The organism is Micromonospora sp. NPDC005254 (genome assembly GCF_042872525.1).
Taxonomy (GTDB): domain Bacteria; phylum Actinomycetota; class Actinomycetes; order Mycobacteriales; family Micromonosporaceae; genus Micromonospora.
In genome coordinates, this window is record NZ_JBIAKM010000014.1 from 92,550 (window position 1) to 112,546 (window position 19,997).

The 19,997-nt window shown below is 72.5% G+C and carries 22 protein-coding genes; 12 read left to right on the forward strand and 10 right to left on the reverse strand.

Annotated features, from left to right (window positions below):
* The first annotated feature begins 4 nt into the window (after window positions 1–4).
* Window positions 5–1,807 (forward strand): acyl-CoA dehydrogenase, encoded by a 1,803-nt coding sequence (locus tag ACFYPR_RS31380; protein ID WP_363936339.1) that lies wholly within the window; start codon window positions 5–7, stop codon window positions 1,805–1,807.
* Window positions 1,808–1,819: 12 nt separating this feature from the next.
* Here ACFYPR_RS31380 and ACFYPR_RS31385 read toward each other — a convergent pair whose 3' ends face one another.
* Entirely contained in the window at window positions 1,820–1,996 is a 177-nt protein-coding gene (locus tag ACFYPR_RS31385) for a hypothetical protein (RefSeq protein ID WP_355067416.1), read from the reverse strand.
* A gap of 96 nt (window positions 1,997–2,092) precedes the next feature.
* Window positions 2,093–2,806, reverse strand: coding sequence for a spermidine synthase (locus ACFYPR_RS31390; protein WP_354857144.1), 714 nt, complete (start codon window positions 2,804–2,806; stop codon window positions 2,093–2,095).
* 128 nt (window positions 2,807–2,934) lie between these two features.
* Here ACFYPR_RS31390 and eccB point away from each other — a divergent pair, with 128 nt between their 5' ends.
* The gene (gene eccB / locus ACFYPR_RS31395) at window positions 2,935–4,308 is read left to right on the forward strand and encodes a type VII secretion protein EccB (RefSeq protein WP_355067414.1); all 1,374 of its coding nucleotides are present in this window, start codon (window positions 2,935–2,937) and stop codon (window positions 4,306–4,308) included.
* A 13-nt stretch (window positions 4,309–4,321) separates the two neighbouring features.
* On the opposite strand, the gene ACFYPR_RS31400 is transcribed toward eccB, so the two are convergent.
* The 4 genes from ACFYPR_RS31400 to ACFYPR_RS31415 form a co-directional block, all read right to left on the reverse strand.
* Window positions 4,322–4,927, reverse strand: coding sequence for a class I SAM-dependent methyltransferase (locus tag ACFYPR_RS31400; protein ID WP_354860046.1), 606 nt, complete (start codon window positions 4,925–4,927; stop codon window positions 4,322–4,324).
* Window positions 4,928–5,054: 127 nt separating this feature from the next.
* Window positions 5,055–5,921, reverse strand: coding sequence for a carbohydrate ABC transporter permease (locus tag ACFYPR_RS31405; RefSeq protein ID WP_355136754.1), 867 nt, complete (start codon window positions 5,919–5,921; stop codon window positions 5,055–5,057).
* Complete coding sequence (locus tag ACFYPR_RS31410) at window positions 5,921–6,877, reverse strand: sugar ABC transporter permease (protein ID WP_355136756.1); 957 nt, start codon at window positions 6,875–6,877, stop codon at window positions 5,921–5,923. The genes ACFYPR_RS31405 and ACFYPR_RS31410 overlap by 1 nt, the downstream gene beginning before the upstream one ends.
* Complete coding sequence (locus ACFYPR_RS31415; RefSeq protein ID WP_363936343.1) at window positions 6,874–8,268, reverse strand: extracellular solute-binding protein; 1,395 nt, start codon at window positions 8,266–8,268, stop codon at window positions 6,874–6,876. Before ACFYPR_RS31415 ends, ACFYPR_RS31410 begins: the two co-directional genes overlap by 4 nt.
* 116 nt (window positions 8,269–8,384) lie before the next feature.
* Between ACFYPR_RS31415 and ACFYPR_RS31420 the strand changes: the two genes are divergently transcribed.
* The 5 genes from ACFYPR_RS31420 (at window position 8,385) to ACFYPR_RS31440 (ending at window position 12,802) form a co-directional block, all read left to right on the forward strand.
* Window positions 8,385–9,422 (forward strand): zinc-binding alcohol dehydrogenase, encoded by a 1,038-nt coding sequence (locus ACFYPR_RS31420; protein ID WP_355067406.1) that lies wholly within the window; start codon window positions 8,385–8,387, stop codon window positions 9,420–9,422.
* Window positions 9,423–10,244 (forward strand): TIM barrel protein, encoded by an 822-nt coding sequence (locus ACFYPR_RS31425; protein WP_387264210.1) that lies wholly within the window; start codon window positions 9,423–9,425, stop codon window positions 10,242–10,244. It abuts the gene before it with no gap.
* On the forward strand, window positions 10,241–11,581 hold the full coding sequence (locus tag ACFYPR_RS31430) for a hypothetical protein (protein ID WP_363936502.1): 1,341 nt from the start codon (window positions 10,241–10,243) through the stop codon (window positions 11,579–11,581). The genes ACFYPR_RS31425 and ACFYPR_RS31430 overlap by 4 nt, the downstream gene beginning before the upstream one ends.
* Before the next feature lie 60 nt (window positions 11,582–11,641).
* A complete protein-coding gene (locus ACFYPR_RS31435; protein ID WP_363936499.1) occupies window positions 11,642–12,040 on the forward strand; it encodes an NUDIX domain-containing protein in 399 nt (132 codons plus the stop codon).
* Window positions 12,041–12,184: 144 nt separating this feature from the next.
* Entirely contained in the window at window positions 12,185–12,802 is a 618-nt protein-coding gene (locus ACFYPR_RS31440) for a DUF2267 domain-containing protein (RefSeq protein ID WP_355067399.1), read from the forward strand.
* A 127-nt stretch (window positions 12,803–12,929) separates the two neighbouring features.
* On the opposite strand, the gene ACFYPR_RS31445 is transcribed toward ACFYPR_RS31440, so the two are convergent.
* Window positions 12,930–13,568: a hypothetical protein gene (locus ACFYPR_RS31445; protein WP_355067397.1), complete on the reverse strand. Its 639-nt coding sequence runs from the start codon at window positions 13,566–13,568 to the stop codon at window positions 12,930–12,932.
* A 240-nt stretch (window positions 13,569–13,808) separates the two neighbouring features.
* Between ACFYPR_RS31445 and ACFYPR_RS31450 the strand changes: the two genes are divergently transcribed.
* Window positions 13,809–14,228: a hypothetical protein gene (locus tag ACFYPR_RS31450; RefSeq protein WP_355067395.1), complete on the forward strand. Its 420-nt coding sequence runs from the start codon at window positions 13,809–13,811 to the stop codon at window positions 14,226–14,228.
* A gap of 105 nt (window positions 14,229–14,333) precedes the next feature.
* Here the strand turns inward: ACFYPR_RS31450 and ACFYPR_RS31455 are convergent, their stop codons facing one another.
* Together ACFYPR_RS31455 and ACFYPR_RS31460 are read right to left on the reverse strand one after the other, a co-directional pair.
* Window positions 14,334–15,581 (reverse strand): hypothetical protein, encoded by a 1,248-nt coding sequence (locus ACFYPR_RS31455; protein WP_355067393.1) that lies wholly within the window; start codon window positions 15,579–15,581, stop codon window positions 14,334–14,336.
* A gap of 50 nt (window positions 15,582–15,631) precedes the next feature.
* A complete protein-coding gene (locus ACFYPR_RS31460; RefSeq protein WP_355067391.1) occupies window positions 15,632–16,147 on the reverse strand; it encodes an NUDIX domain-containing protein in 516 nt (171 codons plus the stop codon).
* Between the two features lie 64 nt (window positions 16,148–16,211).
* On the opposite strand from ACFYPR_RS31460, the gene ACFYPR_RS31465 reads away from it, so the two are divergent.
* On the forward strand, window positions 16,212–16,703 hold the full coding sequence (locus tag ACFYPR_RS31465; RefSeq protein ID WP_354860017.1) for a type II toxin-antitoxin system PemK/MazF family toxin: 492 nt from the start codon (window positions 16,212–16,214) through the stop codon (window positions 16,701–16,703).
* Between the two features lie 36 nt (window positions 16,704–16,739).
* Here the strand turns inward: ACFYPR_RS31465 and ACFYPR_RS31470 are convergent, their stop codons facing one another.
* Window positions 16,740–17,390 (reverse strand): NAD(P)H-dependent oxidoreductase, encoded by a 651-nt coding sequence (locus tag ACFYPR_RS31470; protein WP_355067389.1) that lies wholly within the window; start codon window positions 17,388–17,390, stop codon window positions 16,740–16,742.
* Window positions 17,391–17,538: 148 nt separating this feature from the next.
* Between ACFYPR_RS31470 and ACFYPR_RS31475 the strand changes: the two genes are divergently transcribed.
* The 3 genes from ACFYPR_RS31475 (at window position 17,539) to rox (ending at window position 19,920) form a co-directional block, all read left to right on the forward strand.
* Complete coding sequence (locus ACFYPR_RS31475; RefSeq protein ID WP_355067387.1) at window positions 17,539–17,883, forward strand: metalloregulator ArsR/SmtB family transcription factor; 345 nt, start codon at window positions 17,539–17,541, stop codon at window positions 17,881–17,883.
* Complete coding sequence (locus ACFYPR_RS31480; RefSeq protein ID WP_355067385.1) at window positions 17,867–18,340, forward strand: SRPBCC family protein; 474 nt, start codon at window positions 17,867–17,869, stop codon at window positions 18,338–18,340. The genes ACFYPR_RS31475 and ACFYPR_RS31480 overlap by 17 nt, the downstream gene beginning before the upstream one ends.
* A gap of 152 nt (window positions 18,341–18,492) precedes the next feature.
* A complete protein-coding gene (gene rox, locus ACFYPR_RS31485) occupies window positions 18,493–19,920 on the forward strand; it encodes a rifampin monooxygenase (RefSeq protein WP_355067383.1) in 1,428 nt (475 codons plus the stop codon).
* Window positions 19,921–19,997 lie beyond the last annotated feature (77 nt).

The following is a 19,997-nucleotide window of genomic DNA, read 5'->3' on the forward strand; positions in this document are numbered from 1 at the left end:
TTCCGTGCCGTCCACCCTGCTCTCCCGCCGTGACCTGGACTTCCTGCTGCACGACTGGTTGCGGGTGTCGCAGCTCGCCGAGCGCCCTCGCTACGCCGAGCACTCCCGGGAGACCTTCGACGACGCGCTGGACCTCGCCGAGCGGGTGGCCACCGAGCAGTTCGCCTCGCACAACCGGGCCGCCGACCTTGCCGAACCGACGTTCGACGGGCAGCGGGTGAGGCTGATCCCGCAGGTGCGCGCGGCGTTGGACAGCTTCGCCGAGACGGGTCTGCTCACGGCCGGGCTGGACGCCTCGGTCGGTGGCCTGCAACTGCCGCAGGCCGTCGCCGCCGCCTGCTTCGCCTGGTTCCAGGCGGCCAACGTGGCCACCTCGGCGTACCCGATGCTGACCCTGGGCAACGCGAAGCTGTTGTTGGCGCACGGCAGCGCCGAGCAGGTCGACACGTACGTCCGACCCATGCTGGAGGGCCGGTTCTTCGGCACCATGTGCCTGTCCGAGCCGCACGCGGGCAGCTCGCTGGCCGACATCACCACCCGGGCCGAGCCCCAGCCGGACGGGACGTACCGGCTCTTCGGCACCAAGATGTGGATCTCCGGCGGTGATCACGAGCTGGCCGAGAACATCGTCCACCTGGTGCTGGCGCGGATTCCCGGCGGGCCGCCCGGGGTGAAGGGCATCTCGCTGTTCATCGTGCCCAAGGTGCTCGTCGAGCCGGACGGATCGCTGGGCGACCGCAACGACGTGGTACTCGCCGGGCTCAACCACAAGATGGGTTTCCGGGGGACCACCAACACCCTGCTCAGCTTCGGCGACGGCGGCCACACCCCGGCCGGTCGCTCCGGCGCCGTCGGCCATCTGGTCGGCGTGCCGCACCAGGGGCTCGCCCAGATGTTCCACATGATGAACGGGGCCCGGATCGGTGTCGGCGCCGGTGCCATGGCGCTGGGCTACACCGGCTATCTCAAGAGCCTGGCGTACGCCCGCGAGCGGCCGCAGGGCCGGCCGGTCGACGCGAAGGACCCGGCGGCGCCGCAGGTGCCGATCATCGACCACCCGGACGTACGGCGGATGCTGCTGGCGCAGAAGAGCTACGTGGAGGGTGCCCTGGCCCTGGTGCTCTACTGCGCCCGGCTGCTCGACGAGGAGCAGACCGCCCCGGAGCAGACCGACCGCGAGCGGGCGCACCTGCTGCTGGACGTGCTCACCCCGATCACCAAGAGTTGGCCGTCGCAGTGGTGCCTGGTCGCCAACGACCTGGCGATCCAGGTGCTCGGCGGCGCCGGCTACACCCGCGACCACGACGTGGAGCAGCACTACCGGGACAACCGGCTCAACCCGATCCACGAGGGCACCCACGGCATCCAGGCGCTGGACCTGCTGGGGCGCAAGATGACCATGCGCGACGGCGCGGGCCTGCTCCTGCTGGCCGAGAGGATGGGCGACACCGTCAGCCGGGGCCGCCGGGCCGGGGGCGAGGCGGCCGAGCTGGCCGACCGGCTGGCCGGCGCGGTGGATCGGGTCGTCGCGGTCACCCGCCGGCTCTGGTCCGGCGGTGATCCGGTGCTCGCCCTGGCCAACGCCAGCGTCTACCTGGAGGCGGTCGGGCACGTGGTGATCGCGTGGATGTGGCTGGAGCAGGTGCTGGCGCTGCCGCCCCAGGAGGGTGGCGACGCCTTCCACGCCGGTAAGCGGCAGGCCGCCCGCTACTTCTTCACGGCCGAGCTGCCCCGGACGGGCCCGCAGTTCGACCTGCTGGACAGCCTCGACCGGACCACGCTCGACATGCGCGCCGACTGGTTCTGAACGGCCCCGGCGTCACCGTCGGCGGGTCTGGTGGTGCATGGCCTGCCGTCCCTTGACCACGCCCAGGATGATCACGATCACCAGCGCGATCAGACCGATGATGATCAGCCAGCGGACCGCCTCGAGGATCAGCCCGAGCAGAATCAGCACGCCGGCGACCACACCGACGACCCAGAGCAGGGCACGCATCGCGACCTCCCGTAACCCGGCCGCGGCGCGAGATGCGGCGACCCCGGGCTCCACGTCCCCGATTCCGCCAACCTCAAACGCCATCCCCAGGCGGAGTCAGCGGCGGGCGACGTAGACCGTGTTGGCGGACTGGCCGCCGGTCAGCGGGTTGGCGAACGGCACGACATGAGCCCGCGCGGTCGCGAACACCTCCGTGAGCGCCGCGACGAACTCGTCGTCCGGCGGGTCGTCCGACCACAGCGCGAAGACGCCCTCCGGTCGTAGCAGCGCGGCGAGTCGGCGTAGCCCGTCCGGCGCGTAGAAGGGGGCGTGGCTCGGGTGCAGGACGTTGCGCGGCGAGTGGTCGACGTCGAGCAGGACGGCGTCGTACCGACGTCCGGGCGTCTCGGCGTCGAACCCGTCGTCACCGGCCACGGCGGCGAAGAAGTCGGCTCGCGCGAACCGGGTCCGGGGGTCCTCGGCGAGCCCGGCCGCGAACGGCAGCAGTCCCCGCCGGTGCCAGTCGATGACGTCCTCGATGGCCTCCACCACGAGGAGTGTTCGCACCCGTGGGTCGGCCAGCGCGGTGCACGCGGTGTAGCCCAGCCCGAGGCCGCCGACCACCACGTCGAGGGCGTCGCCGGTCAGTTCGGCCAGGCCCAGCCGGGCCAGCTCGATCTCGGCGACGGGGAAGAGGCTGGACATCAGGTACTCGTCGTCGAGCTTGACCTCGTACACCTCGACCTGCAGCGCCGGATCGCGGCGCCGCCGCAGGCTGATCGCGCCGATCGGGGTCTCCCGCCAGGCCAGCTCCTCGAAACGCGCGCCCACGGGTGCCCTCTCGCCGCCGGATTCGTCCCCGGATGGTACCGGTCGGGGCCGGGCCCGCCACGCAGGGTCCACGGGACATCGACGCAGCGCATATCCTGTGGCCCGGTCGAACCAGCGGAAGGGACCTCATGCCGTCGCGGCAGGATCAGCTGCACTCCTACCAGTTCAGCGTCCAGCGGGCGGTCGCCGCACTGGTGATGCGGGAGACCGACCCCGCCCAGTCACCGTTTCGGCGGCTGGCGGGCGCGGGCCTGGCCAGCGTCCTCGTCGCGGCGATCGGGCTCGGGGGTTCGGCGCTCTACGGCCTGTTCGCCGGCGGTGGCAAGGGGTGGCGCGACCCCGGCGCGGTGATCGTGGAGAAGGAGTCCGGCGCCCGGTTCGTCTACCGGGAGCAGAAGCTGCACCCGGTGCTCAACTACGCGTCGGCGTTGCTGATCGTCGGCGCGGACCGGTCGAAGACCGTGCTGGTCTCCCGACGCTCGATCGACGACGTGCCGCGCGGCCTGCCCCTGGGCATCGCCGACGCGCCGGACTCGCTGCCCGCTCCGGGCCGGCTGGCGACGTCGGCCTGGACGGTCTGCTCGACGGCCGGCGGCGAGGACCCCCGCTCCGCGCTGCTGATCGGCACCGATCCCGACGGCGGTCGGCCGCTGGGCGACGACGCGCTGCTGCTGCGCCACCCGGACGGCGGCCTGCACCTCGTGTGGCACCAGCGCCGGTACCTGGTCCGCGATCCCAACCGGGTGCTGGCCGCGCTGGCGACCACCCGGACGCGGGCGGTGCCGGTCGCGCCGGCCCTGCTCAACGCGCTTCCCGCAGGCGTCGATCTGGCCCCGCTGGCGCTGCCCGGCGAGGGTCGACCCGCCACCCGCGTGCCGGGCGCCACGATCGGTCAGGTCTACCTGGTGCGCAACTCCGGCGGCGGCCGGCAGTACGCGGTGGCGCTCGACGACGGGCTGGCCGGGATCACCGAGTTGCAGGCCGGGCTGCTGCTGGCCCGCACCGGGCAGGGGGAGTCGGAACCGATGACGCTGGGCCGGTTCGCCGCGCTGCCCACGTTGCCCGATCTCGCCCCGAGCGGCCCGACCGCGCCGCCGCCCGTGCCGCCCCCGCTCGTCAGCTCCGACGACGCGGCGATCTGCGCCCGGGTCGGGGACGACGGCGGCACCGGCGAGGTGCTGCGGGGCGTACGGCTGCCGGACCTGGCGGCCGTCCCACGGACCGCGTCGAGCGGCGGCGCGGCGCTGGCCGACCACGTGGTGGTGCAGCCGGGTGGCGGCGCGGTGGTCGAGGCCGCCGCGGCGCCCGGCGCGTCCGGAGGCGCGGTGTCCGTGGTCACCGACCTGGGCCGGCGGTACGTGCTGGCCGACCGGGAGGTGCTGGCGATGCTCGGCTACCGCGACGTGCGACCGGTGCGGCTGCCCGCCGGCCTGGTCAGCCTCGTGCCGGCCGGCGCCACCCTGGACCCGGCCGCGGCCCGGGCCGTCGCCGCCCCGTCCTGACGCCGGTCGGGCGTCAGGCGGCCGGGCGACGCAGGATGCTGACCGCGAACGGCGCGTCGTCGCGCCATGGCCGCAGGTCCCAGGTGGCGAAGCGGTGCTCCAGGCGCAGCCCGGCGGCGACCGCGTCGGCGTCGAACGCGGTCAGCGGGTAGCCGCGTTCGGTGCCGAAGCCCACCGCCAGCACGCCGTCGGGGCGCAGGTGCCCGGCGAGTCGGCGCAGCACCTCCGGCTCGGTGCCGGCGGCGACGAAGGCGAGGACGTTGCCGGCCAGGACCGCCGCGTCGAACGGCTCCGCCTCCCCGAGCGCCGGCAGGTCCAGTTCGGCCAGGTCGGCGACCAGCCAGCGGGGGCCGGGGTGGTCGGCGCGGGCGGCCTCCACCAGCGCTGGGTCGGCGTCGACCCCGACCACGGTGTGCCCACGCTGGGCCAGCGCGGCGCCGACCCGGCCGGTGCCGCTGCCCGCGTCGAGGATCCGTGAGCCGGGCGCGACGAGCGCGTCGACCAGCCGGGCCTCGCCGGCCAGGTCCGCTCCCTCGGCGGCGAGCTTGCGGAACCGGTCGATGTACCACTGCGAGTGCTCCGGACCGGTGTCGGTCGCCCAGCGGGTCGGGTTGGCCATACGGCCACCGTAACCGGGCCGGTCGGGGCGCGACGGGTCGGTCCGGCAGGCGCACCGATCGGTGGCAGCTCAGCGGCGACGGGGTCGGCGTGTCGGGCCGCTGGGCTGCCACCGATCAGGGAACCGGTCAGCCCTTCTCCGCGCCGCTGGTCAGGCCCTCGGTGAGCAGCCGCTCGCTGGCGAAGAAGAGGATCACGATGGGCAGGGTGAGGACGACCGACCCGGCCATCAGCACCGTCTTGGGCACCTCCACGCCGTCGGCGAGCAGTGACAACCCCAGCGACACCGTCCACCGGTCCGGCTTGTCGACCAGGAACAGCAGGGCGAAGAGGAACTCGTTCCAAGCGATCATGAAGTCGTAGAGCGCGACCGCCATGATCGATGGCGCGGCGAGGGGCAGGCTGACCCGGCGGATGATGCCGAGTCGGCCGGCGCCGTCGATGGCCGCCGACTCCTCCAGACTGACCGGGATGGTCTCGAAGTAGTTCTTCAGCATGTAGACCGACACCGGCAGGGTCTGCGAGATGTAGACCAGCACCAGGCCGAACAGCGAGCCGCGCAGCCCGGCGAGGCTGAAGACCACGAACAGCGGGATCGCGATGACGATCGACGGGAACAGGTAGACGGCCAGGAACAGGAAGTCGACCTGCCGCCGGCCGAAGAACCGCAGCCGGGCCACCGCGTACGCGCCGGGGATCGCGACGAGCAGCGTGAGCACGGTCGCCGCGACGGCGACGAGGCCGCTGTTGCGGATGAAGGTGAGGAATCCCTGGCCGCCGTCGTCGGTGGCCTTGAGCACCTCGGCGTACGTGGCGACGGTCAACTCGCCGAAGCCGACGACCAGCGAGCCCGGGTCGAGTAGCAGCCGCTCGATGGGGCGCACCGAGAGCACGAGCATGTAGTAGAAGGGAAAGACGGTGACGACCAGGAACGCGGCGATCACCAGGCGGCGCAGCCAGCGCAGGCTCACCGTCTCGACCATGTCCCGGTCCATCAGCCGACCCTTCGTCCGAAGAAGCGCAGATAGATCAGCACGAACACGATGAGCACCACGGCCAGAACGACCGCCTGCGCGGCAGCCGCGCCGATGTCGGTACGGGCGGTGAGGAACTCGTACACCCGGACGCTGACCACCTCGGTGCCGGCGGCCCCGCCGGTGAGCAGGTAGACGTCGTCGAACTTGTTGAACGTCATGATGAAGCGCAGCACCCCCAGCAGGGCGATCACCGGCAGCAACTGCGGCAGCAGGATGTGCCGGAACCGCTGGGTGGGCGTGGCCCCGTCGACCCGGGCGGCCTCCTCCAGCTCACCGGGCACCGCCTGGAGCCGGGCCAGCAGGAACAGGAACGCGAACGGGAAGTAGCGCCACGCCTCGAACACGATGACCGTGGCCAGCGCTGTCGACTCCTGGGTGAGGAACGGCACGGGCGCGTCCCAGCCCAGCAGGCGCTGACCCCAGTGGTTGACGATGCCGAGTTGCGGGTCGAGCATCACCTGCCAGACGAAGGTGACCGCGACCACCGGCGCCACGTACGGCAGCAGCATGGAGGCCCGCACCAGCGTGCGGCCCCGGAACGGCCGGCGCACCACCAGCGCGGCGACCAGACCGAGCGCGATCGACCCGACGGTGCCGCCGATGCTGTAGAGCAGCGTGACCCACAGCGTGTCGGCGAAGCCGGGGGTGTGCAGCACCCGGTCGATGTTGTCCATGGTGAACTCGCCGAACAGCCCGGTCTTGCGCAGGGTGGCGAGCCGGACCCGCTGGAAGGCGAGCACCACGGTCCAGATGATCGGGATGCCGATGACCGCGATGGTGACGAGCAGGGTCGGCGCGACCAACGCCAGCCCGGCGCGGGACTCGCGGCGGCGCAGCGTCAGTGGTCGGCGGCGGGGCGGCTCCGGCCGCTCCTTCGTGGGGGAGCGGCCGGTGTCGGGGGCGGTGGTGGTCAATTGACGCCCGCCTTGATCGCTTCGACGTCCTTCCTGGCCCGGCCGGCGGCGGCCGCCGCGTCGGTCTTGCCGGAGGTGAGGTCGCCCAGCACCTTGGGCACCGGCAGCTCACCGAGCATGGCGCCGACCAGCTTGCCCTGCCCCTGGCTCAGGCCCCACCGCCCGAAGGTGTCCGGGCTGCTGCGCAGGGTGGCCAGCACCTCGTCGCCGTACACGTCGGCGAGGGGCAACTTGGCGTCCACGCCGGCCTGGCTGGTGTTCCAGGCGGTGAGGAACGCCTCCGGCTCGGCCGGGGTGCCCTTGCGCACCGGGAATCGACCCTCGGGGGACATGCCGAACCAGCGCGGGTAGCCGTCACCGAGCATGTACTCCACGAAGGACTTCGCCGGGTCGGCCGCCGCGCCGTCGAGCACGGCCCAGGAGCTGATCTCGCCGTACTGCGCGGGTTCGGTGCCGTTGGGGCCCTTGATCGCGGTGACGAACCCGCTGTTCTTGGCCAGGAACGTCGGGTCGGCCTGGCACTGGGGGCAGGTCGGTTTGGCGTCGTTGCGGAGCCCGGCCAGCTCGTCGAGGATGAACGGCGACCAGATCACCATGGCCGCCTTGCCCGCGAAGTAGGTGGCCCGCGTGGTGTCCACGTCCTGCGCGCCCTTCACCGAGCTGGTGCGGATGAGGTCGCCGTAGAAGCGGAACGCCTCGACGCACTGCGGCGAATCGAGCGTCACCGCGCCCGAGTCGTCGGTGAGCTGGCAGCCGTTGGCCAGTGCCAGGTGCTCGAAGGTCTGCTGGGTGAACACGTCGCTGGGCGAGGTCGCCGCGGTGATGCCGGCGACGCCGCCGGTGTTCAGCTTCGCCGCGGCGGTGGTGATCCGTTCGTACGTGTCGGGGGCGGGCAGGCCGGCGGCGGCGAACAGGTCCTTGCGGTAGACGAGCAGTTGCCCCCACCCGTCGCTGGGCACGGAGAGCTGCTTGCCGTCGTCGGAGGTCAGCTCCAACGCTCGCGGAGAGAACGTCTGTCGGCCCAGCTTGTCGACGACCTCCGCGTTGGCCGAGGCGTGCAGCAGCTCGTTGCCGGCGAGCGTCCGGATGCCGGCCAGGGAGACCGAGCCGACCACGTCGGGCAGGTCGCCGGCGGCGGCGTTGGCGGCGATCAGGGAGGGGAACTGGTCCTCGTTGACGGTCACGAGGTCGACCTGGATCCCGGTCTTGGCGGTGAAGTCCGCGATGATCGCCTTGGTGGCGGTGACGCGGTCGGCAACGTCCTCCAGGCTCCAAACAGTGATCTTTTTGCTGTTGCTGTCTGATCCGTCATCTCCGCAGGCCAGCAGGGTGGACGCGGTCAGTGCCATGATCAGGGTGGTGGCGAGTATCCGCCTCGGAGGTGCTGACATCGGTGGCACTCCTCTCGAACGGTACATGCCGGATTCAACACCTTCGATTGATCAATAGCAAGACATATTGCGATTTTGTGTCTATCCTGGAGCCCAGTGCTACCGGGATGTGACACATGGGCAACTGGGTGGTCTCTCTCGCCGGGCCTCGACGGATCAGCCTCGAGCCCTGCCCGCCGGATCCGCTCGGCCCGGGCCAGGTCCGGGTCCGCACCTGCTACTCGGGCATCTCCGCCGGCACCGAGCTGACCCTCTACCGGGGCAGCAATCCCCGGCTCAGCAAGGACTGGGACGACGCCGCCCGCATGTTCGTCCCCCGCCAGACCCCCGTGCCGTACCCGCTGATCGGCTTCGGCTACGAGGAGGTCGGCGAGGTCGTCGAGGTGGCGCCGGGCGCCGTCGACCGGCACCCGGGGCAGCTCGTGTGGGGCATCTGGGGGCACCGGGCCGAGGCGGTGCTCGCCGCCGACGCGGTCCGGCCGCTCCCCGCCGACCTGGACCCGCTCGCGGCGGTCTTCGCCCGGCCGGGCGCGATCGCGCTCACCGCCGTGCTCGCCGGTGACCTGCACCTGGGCGACTGGGTCGGCGTCTTCGGGCAGGGCGTCATCGGGCTGCTCGCCACCCGGCTCGCAGTGCTGTCCGGCGCCCGGGTGGTCGCCGTCGACCAGGTGCCCGGCCGGCTTGCGTACGCCACCCGCTACGGCGCGCGGTCCACCGTGGACGTCGCAACCCAGTCCGCCGCCGCCGTGCTGCGCGCGGCCACCGACGGCCGGGGCGCGGACGTCTGCCTGGAGCTGTCCGGGGCGTACCCGGCACTGCACGAGGCGATCCGCTCCACCGCACACGCCGGCCGAGTCGTGGCCGCTGGCTTCTACCAGGGCCAGGCCGACGCGCTCGGCCTCGGCGAGGAGTTCCACCACAACCGCATCCAGTTGGTGGCCGCCCAGGTCTCCGGGCCCACCCCCGCGCCGGGCATGGCCGGCCGGTGGACCGGAGACCGGGTCGCGCAGACCTTCATGGACCTGGTGGCTGAGCGCAGCGTCGACCCGTTGCCGCTGGTCAGCCACATCGTCGACGCCAGCGCGGTCGCCGACGCCCTCGCGCTGCTCGACCGCGGCGCCGGTGACGTCCTCCAAGTGGTGTTGAGGTTCTAGATGACCACCATCGCGCTGGCCTGCCAGGAACAGCTCCTGCCGGGCACCAACCTGATCCAGAAGTACGCCCTCGCCACCGCGCTCGGCTACCAGGGCATCGAGCTGCGCGGACGCGGTGACCTCGCGTTCGCCGACCGACTGCCCGAGCTGCGCCGGGCCCGCGCCGCCGGGGTGGTGATGCCCACCGTCTGCGTCGAGATGGACCACTTCATCGGCGACTTCGACCCCGCCCGGTCCGCCGACGCCGTGCGCAACCTGCGCTCCCACCTGTCGGTCATCGCCGAGCTGGGCGGCGTCGGGGCGATGACCCCGGCCGCGTGGGGCATGTTCTCCCGGCGGCTGCCGCCGTTCGAGCCGCCCCGTCCGCCGGCCGGCGACCGCCAGGTGCTCCTCGACGCCCTCGGCGAGCTGGGCGAACACGCCCGCGCCGAGGGGGTCACCCTCTTCCTCGAACCCCTCAACCGGTACGAGGACCACATGGTCAACCGGCTCGACGAGGCGGTCGCCCTCTGCGCCGCGCTCGGGCTGCCCTCGGTGCGGGTGGTCGCCGACACCTTTCACATGAACATCGAGGAGGACGACGTGCACCGGGCGTTGCGCGCCGCCGCGCCGTACCTCGGGCATGTGCAGGTCAGCGACTCCAACCGGTGCCAGCCGGGCACCGGGCACCTGGACTGGCCGGCGCTCGTGCGGACCCTGCTGGAGCTGGACTACCGCGGCTGGCTGGCCCTGGAGTGCCGGCTGCGCGGCGACCCGGTCCGGGCCCTGCAACAGGCCGCCGCGGTGCTGCGGCACGCGCTGCCCCGGCAGGCCGCCGCATGACCGCCGGCGCTGTCCCCACCCGCACCGGTGGTCCGACCGATCTGGCCGGGCTGCGGCGGCTCGCCATCGCCACCCTCGACGCCAACTGGGAGCACGACCACACCGTCCCGTCGCGCACGCTCTACCCGCACCAGTGGAGCTGGGACTCCGCGTTCATCGCGATCGGGTTGGCCCACGTGCGTCCCGAGCGGGCCTGGCAGGAGCTGACGAGCCTGTTCCGGGCGCAGTGGGCCGACGGGCGGGTGCCGCACATCGTCTTCAACCCGGCGCCGCGCGTCGGCGCGTACTTCCCCGGGCCGGAGCTGTGGCGCTCGTCCGACGTCGAGGGCGCGCCGACGATGGACACCTCCGGCCTGGTCCAGCCGCCGGTGCACGCGCTCGCCGCGCTGCTGGCGTACCGGCGATCGCCCGATCCGGCCGGGCTGGCCGCGCTGGGCCGGCTCTACCCGGCGCTGGTCGCCCAGCAGCGGTACCTGGCGACGCGGCGGGACGTCGCCGGCGACGGCCTGGTGTGCGTCGTACACCCGTGGGAGTCCGGTCTGGACAACAGCCCCGCCTGGGACGAGCCGATGGCCGCGGTCGACGCCGACGCGGCGGTCATGCGCGCGTACCGTCGGCACGACACCGCGCACGCCGACGCCGCGCACCGCCCCACGGACCTGGACTACGCGCGCTACCTGGCGATCGTCGCGGCCTACCGCGACCACGGCTACGCCGACCGCGACCTGGCCGACGGCCATCCGTTCCTGGTGGAATGCCCGCTGTTCAACGCGGCGTTCGGGGCCGCCGAGCACGCGCTGGCCGAGATCGCCGCGCTGATCGGCGCGGACCCGGCCCCGCACCGGGTCCGCGCGGACCGCGTCACCGAGGCGTTGGTACGCCGGCTGTACGACCCGGGCACCGGCACGTTCCAGCCCCGCGACCTGCGCACCGATCGGCTCGTCGGCGCGCGTACCGTGCTCGGGCTCGCGCCGCTGATCCTGCCCGGCCTGCCCGCCCGGCAGGTCGACGCGCTGGTCGTCGAGGCCCGGTCGCCGCGCTTCGGGGTGGCCCGGTGGATGGACCGGCCGTTGCCGACCTACGACCGCACCGCGACCGACTTCGAACCGGTGCGCTACTGGCGCGGGCCGAGCTGGCTGAACATCGGCTGGCTGGTGCGGCGTGGCCTGCTGACCCACGGGCATCCGGAGCTCGCGGCCGGCCTGCGCCGCTCGATGATCGACCTGGTCGCCGGGGCGGGCTGCCACGAGTACTTCCACCCGGACACGGGTGCCGGGCTGGGCTCACCGGCGTTCGGCTGGACCGCCGCGCTGCTGCTCGACCTGCTGGCCAACTGAGTGTCTCGCGGTCCGCGCCGGGTGGTAGCGTGCCCGCTCTCAGCGGGGCGGGAGGCGCGCGTGCGCGAGATCGACAAGGTGGCCTGGATCCTCATCGAGGACGGACGGGTGCTGAGCACCCGTTCGCAGGGCAAGGACGTGTGGTACCTGCCCGGCGGCAAGCGCGAGCCGGGGGAGAGCGACCTGGAGACCCTGCGCCGGGAGATCGACGAGGAGCTGAGCGTCGAGGTCGACGTGCGAAGCGCGGTGCACCTGGGCACGTTCAGCGCGCAGGCGCACGGGCACGCGACCGGGATCACCGTGCGAATGACCTGCTACCGGGCCGGATACCAGGGGCGGTTGCAGCCGGCCAGTGAGATCGCCGAGATGGCCTGGCTCGGGTACGCCGACCGGCACCGCACCTCCCCGGTCGACCAGCTCATCTTCGATCACCTGTTGGCCGCCGACCTGCTGCGCTGACGGACGTCTTATTGCGCGCGGTGGTGGCTGGTCCGGCGAGCTGTTCGGCTGCGCTGTTGTGCCGACGGCTGCTCGGACGTGCTGGTGGCTGCGCTGCTGCGGACGGCGCCGTTTGGCGTCGGCGGCCCGGGGTAAGCGCGCGGCGTGACCGACAGCGCGGGCGGCGACGGATTTCCGCATTTCATCGACGCGGTCTCCCGACGGTCCGGCCTGCCGACCGAGCAGGCCGCCGCGCTCGCCCGCGCGGTGCTTGCGACGATGGCCGAACGAGTCACCGGCCGCCCGCCGGATGATCTCACCGGACACCTTCCCGACGAGGTCGACGACTACCTGGACGGCGCGTCGCCGATCCCGCCCGGGGACCTGTCGAGCCCGTCTGCGGATGTGGCGGGTCTGCCTGCGGACCCGGCTGGCTCGCCAGTGGACCTGGCTGGCTCGCCCTCGATCCTGGGGACTGGTTCGGTTACCGGCCCGAACAGCGGCGTTGACGGGCTCGAGACCGGTGTGGGCCTCGACGTCGGCGGGCCTGTCGCGACGCCGCCACCAATGGACGCCGGCCCAGCGGAGTTCCTGCGCCGGGTGGCCCAGCGCGCCGGGGTGGACCCCGCCACGGCACGGGCCGGTACCGGAGCCGTCTTCGCGACCCTGCGGGAGGCGGTGACCGTACGGGAGTTCCGGGAGATGGTCGCGCGACTGCCCCGCGACGACGATGGCGGCGCCGCGACCGATCCGCCCGTTCTGCCCGACCCGTTCACCCGCTGACCCTCGCATACGCCCCCGTCGGCGCTCTGGGCTGCCGAGATCCACCCGACTTCCAGCAAGTCGGGGCATCCCGGCCCGGGGATACCGCGATTTCCAGGAAGCGGAGTGGATCGTCGCGGGCGCTCTGTCATTCGCCGAATCGCTCCCTGAAGGTGCGAATGAACCTCTGGGTCACCTCTCCCACGAAAACCCGGGGTTCGGTGTCAAACTTCGTCAGCATTGCGCGAGCACCGGGCAGGTCGCCCGATACCGCCAGGCAGACAGCCAGAGTGCCGTACTCGACCTGTGACTTCGGTCGGCCGACGAGTGTCTCGATCATCGCCGACAACGTCTGGTTGTCGACGAGGAAGGGCTCACCGTGAGTCGTCAGATCGGCGACCACCTGGGCAACGACCTCCTCGGCCCGCTCCGGCGACGCGACCCACCACCGAAGGGGGGTGACCTTTGGCGTCGCTGCCTCCCGGAGCAGATCGCCCATGGTCGCGCCGACCTGGCAGACCGTGCTGGTGTGCCGGAAAAGTTCTCGCTGAAGGTCAGCAATGCCAGCATGCTCGACGCCAAGGGCTGGGGAGAGCGAGATGCCGCCGTCGCCGGCGAGGTTCACGCTCAGATGGAAGACGACCTCCGTAGAGGGTGCGCGGACGAAGGCCACCTCGTCGTCGGGCACCAGGCGGTGCTGCCGCCATCCAGCGGGTGCCAGTTGCTCGGCCAGCCGATCGACCACCACCGTCCGTATCGGGCTGACATGCTCCGGCCGTGACCTCATGACGCGATCATGGCACGCACGGTTCGGCGAGGAGCGCCGCCGAAGGTGACACCCCAAGGTCCCGCACTGTCGCATTTGGGTTGTGCGTCCGCGTCGCTCCAATCCACGCCATTCCACTATTGACGCCGCCTCTGCGCGGGGGCTGCGGGATTCGTGGCGACCTACGATGCAGAGGCGTCACCGCCGTCATGGGGGCGGCGGGCGGACTGTCGGTGACGCTCCCCTGGGGAACGGAGCGACATGAACATCTGGGAGAAGCTCAAGAGGCTCGTCACGCGCAGAGGTGAGCGCAGTTGGGGGCCCGGGGTCACCGTCCACCACCCGCCACCTGAGCACCCCGAACCGGGCGGCGGGGGCATCGGCGCGTTCGACGCGTCGGCCGTGAGCACCGGCGTGAGCGACGGCGGCCCGGAGGAGACCGCCGCCTACACCCCACCCCCGCCGGGCTCGCGCACGGCGGCCGGGCAGAACGTCGACAGGTATCTGGCGCTGACGATCGCGCAACAGAGCGCCCGCGAGGCGTGTGGCATGGACGCCGGACTGCCGACGATTCACACCACCGAATTCCAGCGGACGACTGTCGACGACGGTCACGGCCACCTGGTGCCCGGCTGGGAGGCGCGGGTGTTCTTCACCTGCCCGGGACCGCCCATCGCCTAGAACCGTGCCGGTGATCGACTCGGTTTCGCCGATATCGGGGTGTCCTCACGACCGGGATACCCCGATATCGCTGATGTGGGGGTCGATCAAGCCCGCGACGGGCGACTAGGCGTCGGCGTCGGGCAGGTCGTCCGGCTCGGTGACCCACGCCGAGAAGACCGGCACCCCGTGCCACGGCCCGGTGGCACCATCGGCCCTGGTGTCGGTGGCGACGGCCACCACGGCGTACGGGTGGCCGAAGCGCAGCTCGGCGGTGCGGGCGACGCCCTCCGGCGGCAGGCTGACGGTGCCGAACATCCCGGTGACCGCCGCCGCCTCGAAGCCGTACCGGCCGTACCGGGCCATCGCCACCTGCCGCGCCTCGAAGCCCTGCACCGGCTGGGCGAGCGCCCCGGCCAGCGTCGCCGTGGCGGCCGGGAAGCCCAGGGCCTCGGCGGTCAGGTCGTGCTCGCTGTGGGCCGACCAGCAGGGGAGCAGTGCGCTGTGTCGTTCCTCGCGGCCGTCGCGGGCCCGGGTCCGGATTCGCTCCTCGCGCAGCGTCCACAGCGGAGCTTCGCCGAGCGGCAGGTCGAACAGCGAGCGCCGTCCGGGCGGTTGCGCGCCGTCGGCCGCGCCGGCACTGAGGTCGTACGCGGCGGTGAGCACATCGGTCGGCGGCACGTGCGGTGCGGCGGCCACCGAGAGCACCACCAGCCCCGCGCCGTCGGTCGCCTGGGCCCGGGCGGCGTGCACGATCACGTCGCCGGCCCGCTCGGTCGTGACGATGGCCCCCTGGTGCCCGTGGTCCGGGCTGCGCAGCGCTCGCCGTAGGCCGCGCGCCCAGGCGCTGGCCGGGCCGAGCGCGCGGGCGTCGGTGACCTCGAACGGCTGGGCCCAGGAGATCCGGGTGGCCAGCGCGCTGGCCAGGGCGAAGACGACGTCCGGGCTGACCTTCAGGGGGAACGTCTCGATCAGGCCGTGGGTGTGCTCGCGTGCCCACGCGTCCAACCCGGCCTGGTCGGGCAGCGTGCCGACCTCGGTCGCCGCCGGCAGCGCGGCCCGCCACCCGGCCGGCTCGTCGGTGAGCCGACCCGGTCGGAGCCAGAGCGCGGTGCCGGAGGCGACCAGCGGATGCGGCGCGTCCAGCAGGGCGCGGGCAACCTCCGCCGCACGGGCCAGGTCCGTGCCCAGGGCGTCCGCCAGCTGCCCGGTCGCCGGTTCCGGTGCGGTCGCCGGGTCGGTGTCAGCCGTAGCCGCGCTGAGGGCGAGCAGCAGCCAGGCCCCGAGCGGGGAGGCGACGTGATGCCGGTCGCCGATCGTGGCGTGCAGCCGCTCGGCGTACGCGGAAAGCGGCTCGTGCAGGTCCGTCGTCATGTCCCCACTCTGCCCGTCGTACCGGGGTCCGGCATCTCCGCCGGCCCTGCTCACGACCACAGCTCGAACGGTTCGTCGATCTGCTCGCCGGCCAGGAAGGGCGTGATCAGCCGGGGGAGCTGGCCCGGATAGAACCGTTCCCCGCTGGCCGCCACCTCCGGCAGCGGCCACCACCGGAAGCCGAAGTAGTCCTCACGCTCGTAGTCGAGCCGGTCCGCCTCGTCCACGTCCGGCCCGGGCCCGTTCAGCCGTACGGCGACGATCACCTCGTCCTGGACGTGGCGCAACTGGCGGTGCAGGAAGCTGGCCCGCCGTCGCCAGGTCGGCGCGCCCACCTGGCCGGCGGTGACGATGATGCCGGTCTCCTCGCGTAGCTCCCGCACCGCTGTCTCCCGGTACGTCTCGCCGGGGTCCATGCCGCCGCCGGGCAGCTCCCACCAGGTGCCGAGCCGAGGGTGGTCCGGGTCACGGGTGTGGAACAGCAGTACCCGTTCGGTGTCGTCGGAGACGACCACGCGCACCGCGCGCCGCTCGAGGATCGGCAGGTCGTCGGGCAGTTCGTCCATCGGGCCAGTCTGCCGCAGTGCGCCGACTCCGGCGGGCCGCGCCGGGGCCGGTAGGCTGCCCGCCGTGGCTGGTCTGTTGAGGAACGTGGCGCAACGCATCTCCCGGGTGGGCGCGGTCATCCCGTCGCCCCGGCGTACCGGGCCGGCTCCGGCGCGGGTGGCCCGCCCTCGCCAGGTGAGCGCGTTGCAGCGGCGCGAGCTGAGCTACGCGCCGGAGGTCGACGGCCAGGCCGACCCGGGCGAGATCGTCTGGACCTGGGTGCCGTACGAGGACGACCCCCGCCAGGGCAAGGACCGCCCGGTGCTGGTGGTCGGACGGCACAGCCGGACGCTGTTCGGGCTGATGCTGTCCAGCCAGAGCGAGCGGGACGGTCAGCGGCACTGGTTCGCGCTCGGCCCCGGCGAGTGGGACCGCGACAAGCGGCCGAGCTGGGTCCGGCTGGACCGCGTGCTCACCATGCGCGAGGACAGCATCCGCCGCGAGGGCGCCGTGCTGGACCGGCCCCGGTTCGACCGGGTCGGGCAGGCGCTGCGCGCCGGCTACGGCTGGCGCTGACCGTACCCCCTGGCACGCCCGGGGCCGGACGGCCCGTCAGGCCGGCTCGCGGCTCGGGCCCACCGCGGCGCCCTGCGCCTCCGGCGGCGGGTACGGCTGCTCGGCGAGCAGCCGGGCCAGGTGCGCGCTGTTGAGCGCGAGGGCCTTGGTGGTGCGGCCGGTGGTGTCCGGCTTGGGGCCGGCGTCGCGGTAGTCCACCTTGTGCAGTGCCTCGCCGACCCAGTAGGTCGCGCCGGCCGCCGCGAGGGTGAAGCCGACCTCGCTGAGCGCGCCCTGGATTTCGGCGATGGTGTGGTGCGCGCCGTCCTCGTTGCCGACGACCGCGACGCCGGCCACCTTGCCGTAGGTGAGCAGCCGTCCCTCGTCGTCGGTCTCGGACAGTTCGGCGTCCAGGCGTTCGAGGACCATCTTGGTGACGCTGGCGGGCTGGCCCAGCCAGATCGGTGTGGCGATGATGAGTATCTGGGCCGCGAGCAGCTTGGCGCGGATCGCGGGCCAGCCGTCGCCGTCGCCCTCGTCCGTCGACACCCCGAAGCGCACGCCGTGGTCGACCACCCGCACGATCTCGCCGTCCACGCCTTGGCGGGTGAGCTCCGCCACCACCTCGCGACCCAACTGGTCGGAGCTGGACGGGGTTGGCGACGGCTTGAGCGTGCAGTTGAGGACGAGGGCGCGAATGCTCACCACGACGGGTTCCTCTCGGCGACGGGACGGCCGGGTTCCCCATACCCGGTCTCCGGGGTGACTCACCAGGGATCTCCTGAACGGGTTGACAGACAGCGGATGAGCTGTAAATTCAACTCATCGGTTAATCATCTAGGTGGTTGAAAGCGACATGACAGCAGACCCGGTCAGTGCCGTGTTCGCCGCGCTCGCCGACCCGACCCGCCGCGCCATCCTGGCCCGACTGGCGACCGGCGAGGCGACGGTGAACGAACTGGCGGAGCCGTTCCCGATCAGCCTCCAGGCGATCTCCAAGCACCTCACGGTGCTGGAGCGTGCCGGGCTGATCGTGCGGACCCGCGAGGCGCAGTGGCGGCGCTGCCGGCTCGACCCGGCGCCGCTGCGCACCCTCGCCGAGTGGGTCGACCAGTACCGCCGGCTCTGGGACGAGCGCCACGACGCCCTGGACGACTACCTACGCGACCTGAAGGAGACCAGCCGTGACCGAAACCCGTGACCTGACGATCGACATGTCCTCCGACCGGGACATCACGATGACCCGGTCGTTCGACGCCCCGCGCGACCTCGTCTTCGCCGCACACACCCAGGCCGAACACCTCAGGCACTGGTGGGGCCGGGGCAATCCGCTGGACGTCGAGATCGACTTCCGCGAGGGCGGTCGCTACCGCTTCGTCGAGCACGCCCCGGACGGCAACGAGTACGCCTTCCGGGGCGAGTTCCAGGAGATCGTCGCGCCGGAGCGGATCGTGCAGACGTTCGAGTTCGAGGGCATGCCCGGCCAGGTGGCGGTGGAGACGCTGGTCTTCACCGAGCAGGACGGCCGCACGGTGCTCACCGGCACCACCCGCTTCGACACCACCGAGCAGCGCGACGGCATGGCCGGGTCCGGGATGGCGCAGGGGGTAGCCGAGTCGTACGCCGCACTGGAGCGCCACCTGTCCACAATGCGCTAACGCGGAGGGCGCGCGAGGGAAACAAAAACGGCAGGGAAGTCGCGCTCCCTGCCACCTCCAACATATATCGCACCGGGGGTCTTGCGGCAAGACCCGGGTGCTGCCGCAGAATCTCCACCCGAAGCCCAAAACTGGGAAAATCGGGGGATCTCGTGATCGATGTCATCATTGCCGGCGGCGGGCCGACCGGTCTGATGCTGGCCAGCGAGTTGCGACTGCACGGTGTGCACGTTCTCGTGCTGGAGAAGGACGCCGAGCCGACCCGCTACGTCCGTTCGCTGGGTCTGCACGCGCGCAGCATCGAGGTGCTGGACCAGCGCGGTCTGCTGGAGCGTTTCCTCGCCCTGGGCACGCGGCATCCGCTCGGTGGCTACTTCGCCGCGATTCCCAAGCCGTCGCCGGGCGGTCTCGACAGTGCCCACGCGTACGTCCTCGGTATTCCGCAGACCACCACCGACCGGCTGCTCGCGGAGCACGCCGTCGAGGTCGGCGTCGAGGTCCGCCGCGGCTGCGAACTGGTCGGGCTGAGCCAGGACGACAACGGGGTGACGGTGGAGCTGGCCGACGGTACGCCGCTGCGGTCGCGCTACCTCGTCGGCTGCGACGGCGGCCGGAGCACGGTCCGTCGGCTGCTCGGGGTCGGCTTTCCGGGTGAACCCAGCCGGGTCGAGTCGCTGCTGGGCGAGATGGAGGTGGGCGTACCGGCGCAGACGGTCGCCGACGTGGTGGCCGAGGTCCGCAAGACGCACCTGCGGTTCGGCCTCGGGCCGCTCGGGGACGGCGTGTACCGGGTTCTCGTGCCCGCCGCGGGGGTGACCGAGGATCGCTCCGTCCCGCCGACCATCGAGGAGTTCCAACAGCAACTGCGGGCGTACGCGGGCACCGACTTCGGCGTGCACTCCCCGCGCTGGCTCTCCCGCTTCGGCGACGCCACCCGGTTGGCCGAGCGCTACCGGGTCGGTCGGGTGCTGCTGGCCGGAGACGCGGCGCACATTCACCCGCCCACCGGCGGGCAAGGGCTCAACCTCGGCATTCAGGACGCGGTGAACCTCGGTTGGAAGCTGGCCGCCGCGGTCAACGGCTCGGCGCCCGACGGGCTGCTGGACAGCTACCACGCCGAGCGGCACCCGGTGGCCGCCGACGTGCTCATCAACACCCGCGCGCAGATGTTCCTGCTGTCCCCCGAGCCGGGGCAGCAGGCAGTCCGTCACCTGCTGTCGGAACTGATGGACTTCGAGGACGTCAACCGGTACCTGATCGAGAAGGTCACCGGCCTGGGGGTCCGCTACGACTTCGGCGCGGGCCACGAGCTGCTCGGTCGGCACCTGCGGGACGTGCGGCTGACGCGGGGACGGCTCTACGACCTGCTGCACGGCGGTCGTGGGCTGCTGCTCGACCAGACCGGCCGGCTCTCGGTCGACGGGTGGGCCGACCGGGTCGACCACGTCGTCGACGTCAGTGCGGAACTGGACGTACCCGCGGTGCTGTTGAGGCCGGACGGCCACGTGGCCTGGGCCGGCGACGATCAGACCGACCTGGTGGGTCAGCTGCCCCGGTGGTTCGGCGGCCCCGCCACCTGAGGCGGCCCCGCCACCTGAGGCGGCCCCGCCACCTGAGGCGGCCCCGCCACCTGAGGCGGCCCCGCCACCTGAGGCGG